The following is a 16,969-nucleotide window of genomic DNA, read 5'->3' on the forward strand; positions in this document are numbered from 1 at the left end:
TGTTTGTGTATTTAAGAGTTATTTTTAAATGGATTGGAAATAATATAATTGTTAATACAAAAAGAAACACTATTATAAATTTAAACATTACAACCTCCCAATTTATCCAATAATAGTTATTATGCTCAATAATCAATAAAAAAATCAATAAATTGTAATGTTGTATAAACATAAAAAATATTTTAAAGTTATGAAAAATTAAAAGAGGTGAAATCATGACAAAAAAATCTAAAGTGTATTTATCGTTATCTTTAAGTATGATTTTATTATTAACAGTATTAGTTCAAAGTGTTTATGCTGATGATCTAAATATTAATGCAATAAGTTCTATAGCATTAGATTGTGATTCAAAAGTTGTGTTATATGAGAAAAATGCATATAAACCTATTGAAATCGCAAGTACTACAAAGATAATAACTGCACTTGTTGCAATTAAATGTGGAGATCTGAACAAGAAAATAATTATATCAAAAAAGGCAGCAAATATACGTGGATCCGAAATAGGGTTAAAAGAAGGAGAGGAGATAACTTTAAAAGAACTATTATATGGACTTTTGATGAGATCAGGAAATGATGCAGCAATTGCAATTGCTGAGGGTGTGAGCGGAAGTGTTGATGAATTTTTAAAGCTTATGAATGAGTATGCCTTAGAAATCGGGTTATTAAACAGTAATTTTGAATCGCCCCATGGATTAGATAGTGCTAATCACTATTCAACGGCATACGATCTAGCTTTAATAACTGCAAAGGCTAAGGAAGTTAAAACTTTTAATGATATAGTAGGTTCAAAAGATGTTATTGCAGAGGAACATAATTTTACTAGAAGTTATCATAATATTAATAAAATTTTGTCTCTCTTGTCTAATTCAACAGGAGTTAAAACTGGATTCACAGGAAAAGCAGGTAAATGCCTTGTAACTTCTGTCAAAATTCAAAACAGGGATATTATTATTATTACGCTAAATTGTACCCCAAGGTGGAAAGAGACTGAAAAGATAAATAATTATATTGAAAAAACATATAAATACAAAAAAGTGGTAAGTAAAGGAGAGATTTTAGGAAAACTGATTTTGAAAAATGGTAATAAGAATGTAGAAATAGTTAGTAAGAGAGATATTATAATTCCAGTTAAGAATGATCAGAAAATAGAAGTGAAAGTTAAAAAACCCTTATATCAAGTTTATGCACCAGTAAATTATGGCGATAAAATTGGAAGAGTAGATGTATATGCAAATGATAAGCTTTTATTGACAGAAAGCTTGATGTCAAATGACAGTGTTAAAAGTAAAAATAATTTTAAAATTAAATTTGATAAAATTAAAAAATTTATTTTTCAATAAAAAAGAGTTATATTTGACTCTTTTTTTATTAAAGTTTTCTATATATATATTTACAATGCTGTATTTGACATGTTTACAGTTAGTTTAAGAAGAAGAAGTCCACATTAGGCATATCTTATAACACATATTATTCTAGACTACTAGGCGGCTTATATAACTCTTAAACCCATATCGATAAATCACATTATAAAATATAATCTATTAATATATTAATATCGAATTGTTTTTATATTAGTTATATAAAATTTATAATTTTATTTTTGTAAAATCATTGAAAGAATTGTAATTATCCGTTAAAATAGTCTTTGAAGAAAGGACTGATTATTTGAAAAATCTTTTTAAAAAATTATTACCGTTAGTATTAATAGGTTCTGTTCCTTTTTCTAATTTGTTTTATTGGACATTAAATAGTACTCATAGAGGTGTTTATAATCTAACTACAGATTTGGATAGATCGTTGCCACTTATAAAAATTTTCATAATACCTTACATGACTTTATGGTTCTTTTTGGCATTCTGTTTTGTTTATTTATGCTTTAAAAATAGAAAGGTTTATTATAAAATTATGATTACTTTATTTCTATGTTATGTTGTTGCTTTTATTACGTATTACTTTTTTCAAACTACAGTTATAAGGCCTATAGTTACTGGTAATGATATATTGTCAAAGATGATTTTATTTACCTATAATTCAGATGAACCATATAATTGTTTCCCAAGCATTCATGTTATTACAGCGTACTTGGCTGTTAAGGGGATTAATGCTACTAATGCTAGTAAGTCAATTAAAATTCCGGTTAATATAATAGGATTTCTTATTATTATATCTACTGAATTCGTAAAACAACATGTGATAATGGATATATTTTTTGCAATGTTTTTATGTAGCACGATTTATGATTTAGTTATTTATTTAGAACTTCAGTATGATATTTATATTTCATCAAAAACATTTAATTTGGATAAACAAGAAATTGAACAATAATAAAAGCTAAAAGCTACTGAAAATTCTTCAGTAGCTTTTAGCTTTTATACTATAACTATCTTATCATCTTTTAGTTCTACAGATATAGTTGAACCCTCGGTAAATTCATTTTGTAGATAGTGCTCTGCAATTTCATCTTCAATATATTTTTGAATAGTTCGTCTTAGTGGTCTTGCTCCATATTTATCATCATATCCTTTTTCTAATATAAAGTCAGCTACAGCTTTCGAAACATTAAGTTTAATATTCTTTTCACCTACCTCTTCAACTACTTCCTTAATCATTAAATCAACAATTTTTCTAAGTTCTTTCTTTTCAAGAGGTGTAAATACAATGATTTCATCTACTCTATTTAAAAATTCTGGTTTAAATGTTTCCTTTAATGAATCATTTACACGGGCCTGTAATACACCATAATCGCCTTTAACAAAGCCGATGTTACTTGATTTAAATTCAGTTCCTGCATTTGAAGTCATTATTATTACAGTATTTTCAAAGAATACAGTGCGACCTTGACTATCTGTTAGTATTCCATCATCAAGAATTTGAAGTAACATATTAAATACATCTGGATGAGCTTTCTCTATTTCATCTAGTAGAATTACTGAATATGGTTTTCTTCTTACTTTTTCAGTTAATTGTCCACCTTGATCATATCCCACATAACCTGGTGGTGCACCAATTAATTTTGATACTGTATGTTTTTCCATATATTCAGACATATCAATTCTTATTAGTGCATCATCGCTTCCAAAAAGCTCACAGGAAAGGGTTTTAACTAGTTCTGTTTTCCCAACACCAGTTGGCCCAACAAAAATGAAAGAAGATGGTTTTTTCTTTTTTCTAAAGCCTGAACGATTTCGTCTTATTGCTCTAGACAAACTTTTAATGGCTTCATTTTGACCAATAACACGTTTGTGAAGATTGCTTTCAAGATTTAATAGTTTTTTAGCTTCTTTCTCTGTAATTTTTTGGATTGGAATTTTAGTCCACGATTCAATAACGAAAGCAATATCCTCTAGGGTAATTTCAACTTCACCACATATTTTTTGAGTTGTACTAATATCCTCTTTTACTTTGCATAATTTAGTTCTATATTCAGCAGCTTTTTCAAAATTTCCAGTAGCTTCTGCTTCATTTTTTTCTGTTTGAATCCTAATTGATTCTTTTTTGAGTCCTAACAGTTCAATTAGTCCTTTATTCTTTAAATTTGCTCTAGAACCAGCCTCATCAATTACGTCAATTGCTTTATCTGGCAAAAATCTATCCGTTATATACCTCTCAGATAAAGTTACAACCTCTTCGATTACCTCATCTGAAATTTTGACTTTATGATAATCCTCATAGTAGCCTCGTATTCCTTTTAAAATTTCTATTGTTTCAGCTATAGAAGGTTCCTCAACTAGAACTGGTTGAAACCTTCGCTCTAGTGCTGCATCTTTTTCTATATATTTTCTATATTCCTCAAGAGTTGTCACCCCAATAACTTGTATTTCTCCTTTTGCTAAAGCAGGTTTTAAGATGTTAGCTGCATTCATTGCGCCGCCCTGAACTTCACCGGCACCCATAATATTGTGTACTTCGTCAATAACCAATATTATATTCCCATTTTCTTTAGCCTCTTCAATAATTGATTTCATACGGCTTTCAAATTGTCCTCTAAATTGTGTGCCTGCAACAACAGCTGTTAGGTCAAGTAAATAAACTTCAGCATTAAATAATTTTTCTGGGACTTGTTTTTCTACAATTCTTACAGCAAGGCCTTCAGCGATTGCTGTTTTCCCTACACCGGCTTCGCCAATTAATATAGGATTATTTTTACCTCGTCTATTTAATATTTGAACTACACGATCAATTTCTTTATATCTCCCAATAACTTTGTCTACACCGTTTTGCTTTGCTTTATCTGTTAAGTTTATCCCATATGTATCTAAATGTTTTCTCTTCTTCTTAAACCAGTTCTTTTTTGATTTATCATCGGAAGCATTTTTGATTTTTGGGGAAGGTTCAACATCACCGTCTGCAAAATCATTACCTTTATCGACAGAAGAAAATAATTCATTAAAAATGTTACCAATAATATTTTTTTCTTCTCCATTTTTAATGTTCTTATTTAGTGTATTTAAATTATCAGTGTTAATATCTTCTAAATTCATGTCATTAAACATGGTACCCATTTGTTCATTTAAGCTTTCAATATCCTCTGAGGACAATCCAGCTTGCTGCATTAATTGATCCATGACTGGAATGCCTCTTTTTTTTGCACATTCTATACATAATCCTATAGTTTCAGTTTTACCATTTTCGATCTTTGATGTTAATATCATTGCTATATTTTTTTTGCATATTTCACATAACTTCATTTAAATCATCTCCATATTTTATGTTGTATTGAATATTATTATAGTATATCATTTTTTAACATAAATTGTTCAATATATTCTGATTGTTTACTTTTCATTATCAAATATAATTATTTATTACTTTAAAATAGCACTCTCTATTTTATTCTATCTTCATACATATATTCCTCTTTCAAAATAGTAAATTATTAGCTTTTTTAATCTTAATATATTATAGTATGTAGGTTTAACATCAGTGTTACAAAAATATTAATAGATAGATATATTTAATATGCACATTTATTTGTAAGTTTACATATTTTAATATGATAGTGCTTAAGGAGGTTATATTATGAGTTATGAGCCCTACGACTGTATTGATGTAGGAAGTGAATATTGTCCATGTCATCTTGCTGAAACAGGAGATTGTATATTATGTTCACAATTAGCAGGAAAGGATTTTTGTGACTGCTGCAACTTTAATGGAGTATGTATTTATCAAGAGTATGCAACGAATGGTTACAAAGCTAAAGAAAGTAGAAAAAATTATAATTGCAAAATATTAGAGAAAAATAGATTTGAGGAAAAAATTATTATACTTACTGTTTGTGCAAGTGATAAATTGGTGAGCGAATTGGTCCATGTTGGAAGTTATATTTTTGCTCGAAGGCCGGGTGCAGAAGCTAGGTTTGATACACCAATATCTATAATGGATACAGATACTACAAATAATACTATTACTATTGCAATAGAACTAAAGGGGTCTAAGACTAAAGCATTAGATAAGCTCAAGATAGGGGAGGAACTTCTTATAAAAGGACCTTTCTGGAATGGTACTTTAGGATTAAAAAACATATATAAAATTAAAGATAGTAAGTGCTTAATTGTAGCGAGAGGAATAGGTCAGGCACCTATGATACCTGTACTCAAATATTTGAAATCAAATAATAATGAAGTTATAGTTGTGATTGATAATTCGCCATATAAAAATAGCTTTGCAAATGATTATATAGATAAATATGCATCAAGGGTTATAGAATGTAGCACAATAGCTGCAAATGGCATAATGACAGAGAAATTTAATGATTTATTAAAAGAAATAATTATAAATAATGATATTATTTTAGTTCATTGTGATGCTGTAGATATTTTAAATTATGAATTGATGAAGAACGTAGAACAAATAGACAAAAATATTAAATATTCTTGTTGTAACAATGCAAAAATGTGTTGTGGAGAAGGAGTGTGTGGTTGTTGCACAAGAACGAATAACGATCTTAAATTAAGAAGGCTCTGCAAAATGCAGACAGAACCTAAATATGTATTAGAAGGGAGGAGAAAATTTTGAAGGTAATTATAATTGGTGGTGGATGGTCTGGATGTATGGCAGCAATCACGGCAAAAAAAGCAGGAGCGCAGGTCTCATTATATGAGAAAACTGATATGCTTTTAGGCCTTGGAAATGCAGGTGGTATAATGAGAAATAATGGAAGATATACTGCGGCAGAAGAATTGATAGCACTTGGGGCAGGTGATTTAATTCATGTAACCGATGAGAATAGTAGACATAAAAATGTAGAATTTCCTGCACATAAAAATGCTTGGTTTTATGACGTAAATAAAATTGAACCAGCAGTCGTTGAGTGTTTAAAAGATATGAATATAGAATTAAACATGATAACTAGGGTAGTAGATGTTGAAAAAGAAGGAAACAAAATAAAAGGAATATATTTATCAGATGGCACTTATGTAGCGGCAGATGTATTTATAGAAACTACAGGGTCAACGGGGCCAATGGGTAACTGCTTAAAGTATGGTAATGGGTGCTCGATGTGTGTGTTAAGGTGTCCAGCATTTGGACCTAGGGTAAGCATAAGCTATAGAGCTGGTATTGAAGATTTAAAAGGTGAAAGGGAAGAAGATGTATATGGAGCATTCAGTGGCTCATGTAAACTAGCTAAGTCTTCTTTAGGGGATGAGGTTATGAAGGAGCTTAATGAGAAGGGCGTAGTCATTTTAAAAGTACCAGAGGAAGATGTTAATTTAGATAAACTTAAAATGAAAGTATGTCAGCAATATGCACTCAAAGAGTTTGCGGAAAATATGATCTTGCTTGATACAGGGGATGCTAGGTGTCTTCAACTGCAACATTGATTCATCTAATTCTACTTTCTCAGTATCATCTCCGTCAGTACCAATAAATTTGATTTCAATTTTAGCTTTATTTTTATCAATACTATACCAATAGACACTTTCTATTAATGTGTCTATAATTTGTTTTTGTCTTTCTTTTGGTAAAGTATCTATCATTCCACATTCATTTAATACATTTTCTATTAAATGTAGATTGATTTTATCTACCTTTTCTTTTTTAATTTTATTATCAGAAGCAATTATTTTACCTTCGATTTTAATGCATTCGTTTTTCAACGGATTAATTTCAATGCGGATTAGACCTTTCATATATTCATCTTCTTCTTTTGAAAGTTCGGTGATTAACCCAGAAATTTGTTTCTTTTTTTCAGAGAGTAATTTATTTAATGCAACTTTTTCATCAACTTTTTCAGTATCCTTAAGAACTGAATTGTATTTAGCTTTTAGATCATCAATAAATACCTGCTTAGTAGTACTTAACTTTTTTAAACTAAGAAGAACTAGATTTTCTAAATCTGCGGCTTTAGCATTAGAATTATTGCAACATTTTTTATGAGATTTTCTTTTTAAAGAACACATATAATAAAATAATTTTTTACCAGTGGTTTTAGAAATTCGTCCATGTTGGATTAGCATATATTCCTTGCATACACCACATTTAAGTTTTCCTGTTAATAAAGCATTATTTGTTTTACCTAACCTTGGAAACTTATCTTTATTATCTTCAAATTGATTTTGAACCTGTAACCATAAATCTGGATCAATTGCCCCTTTTATATTACTAACTGCTGCAAGACGTTCCCCTTTATTTTTAAGTGTCTTAACATATTTACCATTTACTACGGACTGTTGAGTTTTGTTATAGGTTAGTAGAGAATGTACATTATCAGCTTCACCATAAACAATCCAGTTTGTTGTTTTTAAATGTTCAATTACCAAATTGTTAGCTTTTACATAAACAGGATTTTGAAGTATAATTTTTAAACTTGTCTTCTCAAATAAAATATTATTTCTCGATTTCAAATTATTTTCAGTAATGTAACATTCAAGTTTATGCAAGCTACCTAGTTCTAAATATTTTTCATATAGGAATTTAACAAATTTCATTTCAATTTCATTTATTACAAGTGTGGTTATCTCTCTTTGTAATCCCATTTCATCAGCATATTTTATTTTCTCAGAGGTAAAACCGAGTGGTATCCGCCCACCTGTCCATTTACCATTTTTAGCAATTTCCAACATATTATCTTTTACTCTTTCAGCGATAGTTTCACGCTCTAACTGCGCAAAAACAGAAGCTATGTATATCATGGCCTTACCCATAGGAGATGAAGTGTCAAATTGCTCACTTATGCTAATAAAGTCAACATTATTACTTTTTAATATTTCTAGGGTTGAAGAGAAATCTGCAACATTTCTGCTTATACGATCCAGTCGATAACAAGCTAAAACATTAATTTTTTTCGATTTTACATCCTGCATCAATTTTAAAAATTTAGGCCTATTTAATGTGCTGCCACTAAAGCCCTCATCTTCGTAAATAATATATTCAACGTTTTTTCCTAGATTTCTTGTAATATATTCTTTGCACATTTCTATTTGATTTTCTATGGAATCACCTTTGCCGGTGAACTTAGATTTTCTGCTGTATATAGCTACTTTTTGCATAATTATCTCCTCCTTCTATATTTTGAAGATCTAACTTAACTATTTTATATATTTTAGACTTTTGGAATATCACTATTTAAAATTAGTTGAGGTTCATGTGGCATTCATTATTTCATCTAAATCATATAAGTATATCCTGTATAAATTATAACTGTTGGCATCTCATTAAACAACTAGTAATTAGGTACAATATGGGAACTCATTTTTAAAATATTAACGGTCATAAGGTTATACATCAATACTTTTAAAATAATGTAACAAAAGTAATTTCCCAAGAATATTATATACTGAATAGTTTGGGAGGTTTTTTATGAAAACTGAATATACAGTAACCTTAATACTTCCTAAGGACAAAACAATATTAGAAAGAAAATATTCAGAAGTTTTAGTTGATATTGTAACAGAGATGTTATCTGTTGATGAGCTTGGGTATTTAATTTCAGATTTGGAGAAAAATGAAAACATATTTCAACAACAAAACATATTGCGTAGTTAAATTTAACTGAAAATTATAACTCAACTTGGTGTTATAGAAATATTAAGTGTATTCATAATAATAATTGCCCTCTAGAATAGAGGGCTTATTTATTTTGAAAATGCTTATGTACTTTCTTTTTAATCTAATTAGTACAACATATTCAATTAGGTGTGAATTTTATAAAATTGATAATAATTAAAGAATTAAAAATAATTAAAAAATATTATAAATTAGTGTATACTTTTCGGATGCCGCCGTTACTATACATAGCATACGAAATAAAAAACAGAAAAATAGAGAAAGGAAAACATAGGGGGAATTTATGAAAACTAAATATACAGTAACTTTAATATTTCCACAGGATAAAAGAATATTAGAAAGAAAATATACAAAAATATTATCTGAAATTGTAGCTGAGATGTTATCAATTGATGAGCTTGGTTATTTAATTTCAGCTTTAGAGAAAAAAGTAAACATAGTCTAATAGCAAATAGAAAATGCAATAATTAAAAATTTTATTAATATAATAGAAAAATGTGAAAAAACAATTTTAACAAGAGAAATATTACAGTTAGAAGCAAATATAGAAAACAGTGCTTTGTTAGGAGCAAAAACAAAACAAGTCAAACAAACATTTAAAATAGATTTTTTAATCATTGATGGTGTCCATAGTATGTACTACTTTTTATATTTTGAGAAAGAGTCATAACATCATATATTTACCCAATATAATCATTAAATATTGTGAGACATAATTATGTAACTAATTGATGAAAGTAGCTTAGAATCAATATTATAAGGAATTGAGCATGAAATAAAGTCTTAACCAATAGGGCTAATGAAATTATAGTATCATTCTATTAGAATTCCAATATTCATAATAAAAAAGCATCGTATATAAAAAAATGTATAATATAAAATAGATCAAAATTCATTCATTGTCATACTGATTACACCGAGAAAGGATGAAAATATGTTTAATGTGTTCATTATTATCTTGCGCGAAGGTGTAGAAATTGCAGTTGTTCTCACAATTATTATGTTATATCTTAAACAACTAGGACAGACGAAGGAAACAGGAAAAGTGTGGCTTGGAGCAGTGTGGTTGCATTAATAAGTTTACTTGCAGCGTTGGGAATCTTTTTTCATATTGTGGAAGAAGCAAATAGAAGGGTTTCTAGCCAGCTTAGAAGGAGTACTTAAGATTGTTGCCGTAATTATGCTCACATGGATGGCAATTTGAATGAAACGACAGGGTGGGAATGTCAGTGGAGGACTAAAACGGCAGATACAGGTTGCTTTAAGTCATGGTTCAACTGTAGGTAGAAGTATATTGGAATTTGGTGTGGCAGCTATTTTAGAATATATGCTTTATAGAGGAACACATCATCTTGCACTTAAATCATTCTTTACTGTAATGAGTATAAATCTATAAAAGCTTATCGAACAAATAGCATCTGTTTGATAAACTTTTATTTTAATCAATTAATTTATGCCCATACACACAAATATTTAATAGAAAGAAGTTTGACCAGGAGCAATAGTTTTGTATTCTATAATTAATTTTTTAAAGTTTAGTTTTTCTATTGTGCTAGATAAGAAAATATGTTGGTTATCCAAACATACAAGTATGTAAACTTGATTGGATAAATTATTGTTTTGGATTGCTAATATATCTAAGCTACTTAACATGTTTATTGCACTTACATTATTTAGTACTAAGTTAATATAGGTATTGGCTCCTACCATGTATTTATTTTGTTTTTTATTAAATACTTTGTTTTCTAGTAATTCTGGGAAGGCAGCACCAATTACTTTTCTATCAAAGTCGCCTTCACCCATTGCATTTAGAATCTTCATGCAAACAGTGCTTGGGGGCATCACTAATAATTCACTTATATACACATTATTCGTAGATAATATTTGGACAAAGTCTTTATTCCTAGTAAATATAAGTGCATTAGTTATTACATTTTTTTTATTCTTTAACTCTTTTAAAATTTGTATTTTTGTTTCAGCGGTTATTGTTTTTGGTATATCGTATACCAAATAATTTATATTGTTATTTGTGGTGGCAACAGCTATAAATAGCATTCCTCTATTTAATTTATTTTCTTTTTTATAATTGGCAGATGTTCCAATTTTCATATTTGGTAATAAGTACTTTAGTTCTAGTACCCTTGCCAATTTTCTTTGAGCTACGGTTGAAAGTGTAGCTACAATCTTTGGCACCACTTCTATACTTTCTAAATAGTTTTTTCCCTCAACGCCAATCATTATAAGCCCATACTTCCTATTTACTATTTTTTCTATTCCCATTTTTTCAATCCGGTCTTTTGCATATCGCCTTGGATAGCATTCAAATAACATCCTGGTATTACAAGCACCAGTTTCATTTACTCGCATTAAGAAATCTCTATCACGCTCAGTAATTATAATCATTTATATATCTCCTTCTTTCTTTTTATTAATTACTAACAAATTACTAACAAATTTCTAATTATTAGTTCTAAACTGTTGATTTTTTTGGATTGTCTACTTGCAAATATATCATTTACCATTTCTTTCATTGCCTTTTCTCCTTTTCAATTTATATTTTTATTTTTATTTTTTTGATCTTCTAATATAGTATGGTAACGGGCACACTGGAAAATTATTCACTTTTGAGTACTTTTTTAAATATATTTTATTTATTATTTATTTTTTAAAAAAGCTTGTACACAGAGTTGAAATATAGTAATATATAACATATTGTTTATAGACAGATAGTTTAAAATGGCCTAAACACAAGATATAATACATTTTAGCTATTTTTATAGAGCATATTAATATAAATATTTACGTTTTATATCAAAATTACAATATTAGTTATATAAAATTAAAAGGAAGCCACTTGGCTTCCTCATTTAAAAATTATTTGATATTACAAAAATCTAAAACATCAGTTGCTTTTATTCTTTCTCAACTGGTATTAGGTTTATTTTTGAGTTATTCTTTCTTTTCAGGTTTATCTACTACGTTAGGTTTTTCTTCATTTTTAGGTTTATCTTTTACAATAGGCTTTTCTACAGTATATTTTACCACATCGACAAACATGTCAATGTATATTTCATGATTATTCTTTTTAATATCCTGGCCCTCGACATTTTGGATGGTCTTTTGATTTTTAATTGAATGAGGTTTTTCCATATTTATATTTTCTTCTTTTTCGTTAAAGTCTGTTGATTCAACATCAATATAATCTTCGGACTCATTTGTTGAAGCTTCTTCTAAAGGCTCTTCTGCTCCTTGTTCAAATATTGGTGGTTCTTCTGGTTCCTCTTGAAACATTTTTGCCAATTTTGGCGTAGAATCACTTATTTGTATCTTTTTTAATACCTCACTTTCTTCATAATTTTCATAATCTAGTTTATCTACCTTTAAAGTCTTTTGACCTTTAAGCATTAATATTGCATTTTCATAAGGATAAGCTAATATTTCATATGGGTTTAATAGATTACGACTTGTGCCTTTACGGGATTCTTTACCTAAATTCCATATTCCTTAAAAAGCTATAACTATAATTTATTTAATAAAAGGGTAGTCATTCAGATTGACTACCCTCTTTCAAACTGTGGATTAACAGCACGCTAGGCATTTTGATATTTGATTTATTCTGTCGATATAGACATTAAAAGTATAAGCTCTGTATAGTAATTTGAGTGTTAACTTTTATGCTGATTTTAAACAATCACGGAAATATTTAGTTTATAAACTTTAGGAGTAAGTGGAGGAATGCTCAAGTATCTTATTGTGCTAATATAAGAAATCATGATTACACCTCTTGATGTCCAAAGACAAAGACTATTAGTAAATTTACTTATAGTTAAAGAGATATTAACATACTTAATTTTTTTAAATTAAAAGAATGAAGGAAGTCCTCCATTAAAAAGTAATTGGGTCTAATGTCCTTTTTTTTTGATGATATATTTGCTAATTATAAAATAATAACTAGTTTCGTAAATTAGCAAAAGAAATTCTCTAGTAATATATAGGAAACTTTTACTTTTTTCTACAAAATATAAAGGATAATTATGAATATTTGTTGAAGTATGTAAAGTTGAAGTATGTAAATATAACGGATTATAGCAGTTAATAGATTAACTTCACGTACTGTCTATAATCGGAAGTTAAAAATAAAAAATTAACGGGGATATGTTGAACCTGTAAAATATGTCGCCTTAAAGATTTCAGATAAACTTGATGAAGTTATTGAAAATGTTATAAAAAAAGCAATAAAAAAGAAAAATAAGTTAAATTTAACTAAGTTGATTGAAAGTACCTCCTTCGTAGCAAACGTTGTAATCAATGGCAAAGTAGACTAAGTAGAGGTTAAGTTTTTTTTAGCCTCCTAATTATTTTAGATTGAAATAGCATAAATAATTATAGTAAGAATATAGGATAAGCAAGGAGTAATTATGGATGATAAAATAGAATTACTTAGAAATAAGCTAGAAAAGTTAATAGAAGTAACTGAAAACCTTGTCGATTCTGAAGTTGTTTTTTTAAATTGTGAATTGGATAAGCTAATTCTTAATTATTATTTTTCGGTAGCGAGTAGGCAGCATCTCTGTGACCAACAACAAAACGTAACAGATGAAATTATGAAATATAAAAAATTATTAGATGAAAAAATTATAACAAAAGAAGAGTTTTCTATTAAGGAAAAAGAGTTATTAAGATAAATAATAAACTAAATATACAACAAATACCGTTAAATTAACTTTATTTACTATATTCATATTTAAAACAAGTATCACTTTATAGATAATTAAATGTAAAAAAATAACCTCCATAAGAATTTAGATGCGATATTATTAATAATTTATTATTGAATGTTAAATAACTGTTGCTTAAAAATAAGCTTGCCCAGTTTTTGGATTAATATCATAACGTTGCTATCAGTTAAATTATTACTTTCTAAGTAATTCAATATTTTCATTCATTATCTTGCCCCCTTTATAAGCTCTGAATTTAAATGATAATATATATTTGGTAAATTCACATTATAATTTTACCAAATAATGACAAAGGTTTACACAAAATAAAGTAAAAAATATATTAATTATTTCAATTTAGCAAATTTATCATTGGATGCTAAATAGTTTGCGATTAAATATATTAAAATCATTATAGGTACAGAGTAATAGTACTCCCAGTGTATCTTTACATAAAATCCAAGCTTAACATTTAAAGGTTCAAATATAAAAGAACTACTTACAGAATATATTACTGCTTTAATATAAGGACTCATTTTAGGAAAATATTGTATAAAAATCATAGTAGTGACAGGTAACACACTAACATCAAATGTAATAAATTCTGGCATTAATGGGAATACAATTGTAGGGTAATTCCATAAATTCATTGTTAAACCAATATCATCCAAAGCCGAAGAAAATACCATAACAAACAATGCTACATATAACAATCTGTCTGTGCTTTCTTTTTTTCTAATAAATAACCAAATAATCCATGGTAAAACAATAAATAATACTGCTATCCACCATCTCCAAGTAAATAGGATATTACTTTTCCAAAAGTCAAAAAACTCTACATGAGTATTATATAATTTTCCATACAAACTGTCTGATTTATTTAAAAGGGCGCTCCAATTCATAATTAATCAACCTTTCAACTCCAGTAATATAGGTAGTTAGATGATAAATATTCTTGTTATAAATACAAATGTGCCTTAACGATTATATTCAGAAATCTCAACACATATATTAATTTTACCCATTTATAAATATCCTACTCTTATATGTTTTTAAGCAATTATTTGGTCTGGCTTTTGTGACGTAACTATAGAATAAATAAACTTTTACAACAAATGCCACTTTTGAAGGTATTGGTTTATTATTGTTTGAGGTATACTACAAACGAACCCCAGTTACCAAAAGAAATGACTTACTAAATATTGATATACTAACACACGTACCACTTATTTTTCACAGCAGTAAATATTTATATTAAATTAAATAATATTACTTATATGTGTGGAATTATATATATAATGTGAGGTGATTATATATGAAGTTTATCTTAATACTATGTTAATCAATGAATGTAGCATTATTGTATTTGTAGTTATTTTGTAATCTGATTTCTGTCTTCCATTTGAGGCGGTTCTTCCAACCATTTGTATTTAATCATTATTTTTGATCTTTTTTTTGAATACTTAAATATATCCTTTGAAATAATTCCAAGTTTAAGAGGTAAATCCTTTCTCATACTAAAAGATGTACCTAATGCTGTAGTAGCTATTAGACTGTTTAAATACATCATAAGTTTTTCAGAAAAAGGTGGCTGAATAGAATCTGTAACTTTACCAGCCCATGTACTTGGAGGCTGAATATCACTTTGTAATAACACAGCACTTAATTCAGAAATAATTTTTTTTGTTAATTCTTTACCTTCTGTTAAGTATTTTTTAACTTCACCTTTTAAAACTTGTACAAATCCCGTCAACAAATGCATTGCCCAAATATTAGCTTCTATAGCTTCATTAATAAAACCAACTTCAATCGTATTTAATGAACGTTTATCAGAAAGAGGATTAATTCCACTCATGTAATTGTTATCTTCAATAAATGTTACTTGCTTTGGCATAGTTACATATGGTGACCTTGAGAGCACTCCTTTTCCTAATAGATAGTTTGTAGTGATCATATAATATTTATTAGAAATATCGTAGGTTAGCTTAAACACATCATTAACTTCTTTCATATATGATGTAGTTATGTATACAGCACTACGTCCAAGACTCAATTTCATCGCTTCTCGAAGAGAGCTTATATGAAAAAAGTCATCATATAGTGTAGATGATTCTTTCATCTCATCATGTTCATTAAATCCTATTGGAATAACTGCTCCTTCATTTTTAAATATATCCACAATTTTATTTTTATCATTTTGTACTTCGGTAATATAAGAACTTAATATGTTTTGAGCCTCTTTATCTATAGTTTTAATTTTAAAATAATCATACGCTATTAACCTTGACGATGTTAATAGATAAGTCATCCATAGTGTACCAATTTCTGATGAAGTTAATTGTATTTTAGCTTCAGTTGTCATTTAAATCCTTCTTTCTATTATAATTTATAATATAGTTTTTATAAATACAAATGTGTCTTCTTAATTTTATCCTGAAATTTCAATACATCTATATTAATTTAACCCATTTATAAATAATTTACTCTTATATATTTTTTTAATACCTTTTATTAAAATATAGTAAACTAGAGAGGACTGGTATATAAAGGCCCACGCAATAAAAATACGAATAATGTTTACAAAAACACTAACAATAATATACTACAATATAACTGAGGTGATGTTATTGGACTTAGAGTGGAACCAACAAAGAGTAACAGCTGAGATTATGAAATATAAAGAATTACTAGATGAGGGAATTATAACAGAAGAAGAGTTTTCTATTAAGGAGAAAGAATTATTAAGAAAACTAATAAAATAAGTATGCAGTACTAAGGAGCTAAAATATTTGGCTTCTTTTTTGAGTATATATGCTAGATAGAGGTACATAACAAATGCCGTGAAATTATATTATTAATAGTATAATTATGTAAATATATTTTTTTATGTTTATTAAAAACCAAGATAAATCAATCCAAAAATGATGGGATATTATGAAAAATAAAAAAGTTATTAATATTCTATTGGGCTTACTAATTATCATTTTTTCTTATTTACTTTGCAATAAAAAAGTGGGGGATAAATACCCCCCCACCATATAACATTTATTTGTCAAAAGCATTTATTACTTAACCATGAAACCAACCTGTTTTTACATTCACATTAACAACACAATTTTTTCCATACAAGTCTGTATAGACTTGATAGAATCCTTGACTAGCATATACAATGTACCCTATAGAGTAGACAGCTATAAAAGCCTACCCTATGGGGCTATTTTTATGTATAATAAAATAAATAAACT

Annotated in this window: 15 protein-coding genes and 1 pseudogene; 10 read left to right on the forward strand and 6 right to left on the reverse strand. The window is 27.9% G+C overall.

Features of this window, described 5'->3' with window-relative positions:
• The first annotated feature begins 215 nt into the window (after positions 1 to 215).
• Positions 216 to 1,340 (forward strand): D-alanyl-D-alanine carboxypeptidase family protein, encoded by a 1,125-nt coding sequence (locus Q0649_RS01030; RefSeq protein WP_298836349.1) that lies wholly within the window; start codon positions 216 to 218, stop codon positions 1,338 to 1,340.
• Positions 1,341 to 1,665: 325 nt separating this feature from the next.
• Positions 1,666 to 2,325, forward strand: a complete 660-nt coding sequence (locus Q0649_RS01035) for a phosphatase PAP2 family protein (protein WP_298836351.1) — start codon at positions 1,666 to 1,668, stop codon at positions 2,323 to 2,325.
• A gap of 44 nt (positions 2,326 to 2,369) precedes the next feature.
• Here Q0649_RS01035 and Q0649_RS01040 read toward each other — a convergent pair whose 3' ends face one another.
• Complete coding sequence (locus tag Q0649_RS01040; RefSeq protein WP_298836353.1) at positions 2,370 to 4,688, reverse strand: ATP-dependent Clp protease ATP-binding subunit; 2,319 nt, start codon at positions 4,686 to 4,688, stop codon at positions 2,370 to 2,372.
• Positions 4,689 to 5,019: 331 nt separating this feature from the next.
• On the opposite strand from Q0649_RS01040, the gene Q0649_RS01045 reads away from it, so the two are divergent.
• A complete protein-coding gene (locus Q0649_RS01045; RefSeq protein WP_298836354.1) occupies positions 5,020 to 6,015 on the forward strand; it encodes a sulfide/dihydroorotate dehydrogenase-like FAD/NAD-binding protein in 996 nt (331 codons plus the stop codon).
• Positions 6,012 to 6,800 (forward strand): annotated as a pseudogene (locus Q0649_RS01050) (FAD-dependent oxidoreductase); the annotation flags it as partial. The gene Q0649_RS01045 and the pseudogene Q0649_RS01050, both read left to right, overlap by 4 nt.
• On the opposite strand, the gene Q0649_RS01055 reads toward Q0649_RS01050, so the two are convergent.
• Positions 6,711 to 8,489: a recombinase family protein gene (locus Q0649_RS01055; RefSeq protein WP_298836356.1), complete on the reverse strand. Its 1,779-nt coding sequence runs from the start codon at positions 8,487 to 8,489 to the stop codon at positions 6,711 to 6,713. The pseudogene Q0649_RS01050 and the gene Q0649_RS01055 overlap by 90 nt on opposite strands.
• A gap of 310 nt (positions 8,490 to 8,799) precedes the next feature.
• Between Q0649_RS01055 and Q0649_RS01060 the strand changes: the two genes are divergently transcribed.
• The 4 genes from Q0649_RS01060 to Q0649_RS01075 all read left to right on the forward strand — a co-directional run bounded on the left by Q0649_RS01060 (position 8,800) and on the right by Q0649_RS01075 (position 10,402).
• A complete protein-coding gene (locus Q0649_RS01060; protein WP_298836358.1) occupies positions 8,800 to 8,985 on the forward strand; it encodes a hypothetical protein in 186 nt (61 codons plus the stop codon).
• A 304-nt stretch (positions 8,986 to 9,289) separates the two neighbouring features.
• Positions 9,290 to 9,451, forward strand: coding sequence for a hypothetical protein (locus tag Q0649_RS01065; protein ID WP_298836360.1), 162 nt, complete (start codon positions 9,290 to 9,292; stop codon positions 9,449 to 9,451).
• A 489-nt stretch (positions 9,452 to 9,940) separates the two neighbouring features.
• Positions 9,941 to 10,081, forward strand: coding sequence for an FTR1 family protein (locus tag Q0649_RS01070; RefSeq protein ID WP_298836362.1), 141 nt, complete (start codon positions 9,941 to 9,943; stop codon positions 10,079 to 10,081).
• A gap of 129 nt (positions 10,082 to 10,210) precedes the next feature.
• Positions 10,211 to 10,402 carry a hypothetical protein gene (locus tag Q0649_RS01075; RefSeq protein WP_298836364.1) on the forward strand — a complete coding sequence of 64 codons (192 nt, stop codon included), beginning with the start codon at positions 10,211 to 10,213 and terminating at the stop codon, positions 10,400 to 10,402.
• Between the two features lie 77 nt (positions 10,403 to 10,479).
• On the opposite strand, the gene Q0649_RS01080 is transcribed toward Q0649_RS01075, so the two are convergent.
• Positions 10,480 to 11,409, reverse strand: coding sequence for a hypothetical protein (locus Q0649_RS01080; protein WP_298836366.1), 930 nt, complete (start codon positions 11,407 to 11,409; stop codon positions 10,480 to 10,482).
• Between the two features lie 546 nt (positions 11,410 to 11,955).
• Positions 11,956 to 12,411, reverse strand: coding sequence for a hypothetical protein (locus tag Q0649_RS01085; protein WP_298836368.1), 456 nt, complete (start codon positions 12,409 to 12,411; stop codon positions 11,956 to 11,958).
• Between the two features lie 1,013 nt (positions 12,412 to 13,424).
• Between Q0649_RS01085 and Q0649_RS01090 the strand changes: the two genes are divergently transcribed.
• Complete coding sequence (locus Q0649_RS01090; RefSeq protein ID WP_298836369.1) at positions 13,425 to 13,691, forward strand: aspartyl-phosphate phosphatase Spo0E family protein; 267 nt, start codon at positions 13,425 to 13,427, stop codon at positions 13,689 to 13,691.
• 380 nt (positions 13,692 to 14,071) lie between these two features.
• Here the strand turns inward: Q0649_RS01090 and Q0649_RS01095 are convergent, their stop codons facing one another.
• Both Q0649_RS01095 and Q0649_RS01100 read right to left on the reverse strand, forming a co-directional pair.
• Positions 14,072 to 14,626 (reverse strand): CBO0543 family protein, encoded by a 555-nt coding sequence (locus tag Q0649_RS01095; protein ID WP_298836371.1) that lies wholly within the window; start codon positions 14,624 to 14,626, stop codon positions 14,072 to 14,074.
• A gap of 470 nt (positions 14,627 to 15,096) precedes the next feature.
• Entirely contained in the window at positions 15,097 to 16,086 is a 990-nt protein-coding gene (locus tag Q0649_RS01100) for a DUF3231 family protein (protein ID WP_298836373.1), read from the reverse strand.
• A 211-nt stretch (positions 16,087 to 16,297) separates the two neighbouring features.
• On the opposite strand from Q0649_RS01100, the gene Q0649_RS01105 reads away from it, so the two are divergent.
• The gene (locus Q0649_RS01105; RefSeq protein ID WP_298836375.1) at positions 16,298 to 16,486 is read left to right on the forward strand and encodes an SHOCT domain-containing protein; all 189 of its coding nucleotides are present in this window, start codon (positions 16,298 to 16,300) and stop codon (positions 16,484 to 16,486) included.
• The last annotated feature ends 483 nt before the right edge of the window (positions 16,487 to 16,969 follow it).

Source organism: uncultured Clostridium sp., from assembly GCF_937920395.1.
Classification (GTDB): Bacteria; Bacillota; Clostridia; order Clostridiales; family Clostridiaceae; genus Clostridium_AD.

Excerpts from the sequence above, each read along its gene's own strand:
- Q0649_RS01030 (WP_298836349.1), top strand. The coding sequence starts at position 216 with ATGACAAAAAAATCTAAAGTGTATTTATCGTTATCTTTAAGTATGATT.
- Q0649_RS01040 (WP_298836353.1), bottom strand. The coding sequence starts at position 4,688 with ATGAAGTTATGTGAAATATGCAAAAAAAATATAGCAATGATATTAACA.
- Q0649_RS01045 (WP_298836354.1), top strand. The coding sequence starts at position 5,020 with ATGAGTTATGAGCCCTACGACTGTATTGATGTAGGAAGTGAATATTGT.
- Q0649_RS01055 (WP_298836356.1), bottom strand. The coding sequence starts at position 8,489 with ATGCAAAAAGTAGCTATATACAGCAGAAAATCTAAGTTCACCGGCAAA.
- Q0649_RS01060 (WP_298836358.1), top strand. The coding sequence starts at position 8,800 with ATGAAAACTGAATATACAGTAACCTTAATACTTCCTAAGGACAAAACA.
- Q0649_RS01065 (WP_298836360.1), top strand. The coding sequence starts at position 9,290 with ATGAAAACTAAATATACAGTAACTTTAATATTTCCACAGGATAAAAGA.
- Q0649_RS01070 (WP_298836362.1), top strand. The coding sequence starts at position 9,941 with ATGTTTAATGTGTTCATTATTATCTTGCGCGAAGGTGTAGAAATTGCA.
- Q0649_RS01075 (WP_298836364.1), top strand. The coding sequence starts at position 10,211 with ATGAAACGACAGGGTGGGAATGTCAGTGGAGGACTAAAACGGCAGATA.
- Q0649_RS01080 (WP_298836366.1), bottom strand. The coding sequence starts at position 11,409 with ATGATTATAATTACTGAGCGTGATAGAGATTTCTTAATGCGAGTAAAT.
- Q0649_RS01085 (WP_298836368.1), bottom strand. The coding sequence starts at position 12,411 with ATGCTTAAAGGTCAAAAGACTTTAAAGGTAGATAAACTAGATTATGAA.
- Q0649_RS01090 (WP_298836369.1), top strand. The coding sequence starts at position 13,425 with ATGGATGATAAAATAGAATTACTTAGAAATAAGCTAGAAAAGTTAATA.
- Q0649_RS01095 (WP_298836371.1), bottom strand. The coding sequence starts at position 14,626 with ATGAATTGGAGCGCCCTTTTAAATAAATCAGACAGTTTGTATGGAAAA.
- Q0649_RS01100 (WP_298836373.1), bottom strand. The coding sequence starts at position 16,086 with ATGACAACTGAAGCTAAAATACAATTAACTTCATCAGAAATTGGTACA.
- Q0649_RS01105 (WP_298836375.1), top strand. The coding sequence starts at position 16,298 with ATGTTTACAAAAACACTAACAATAATATACTACAATATAACTGAGGTG.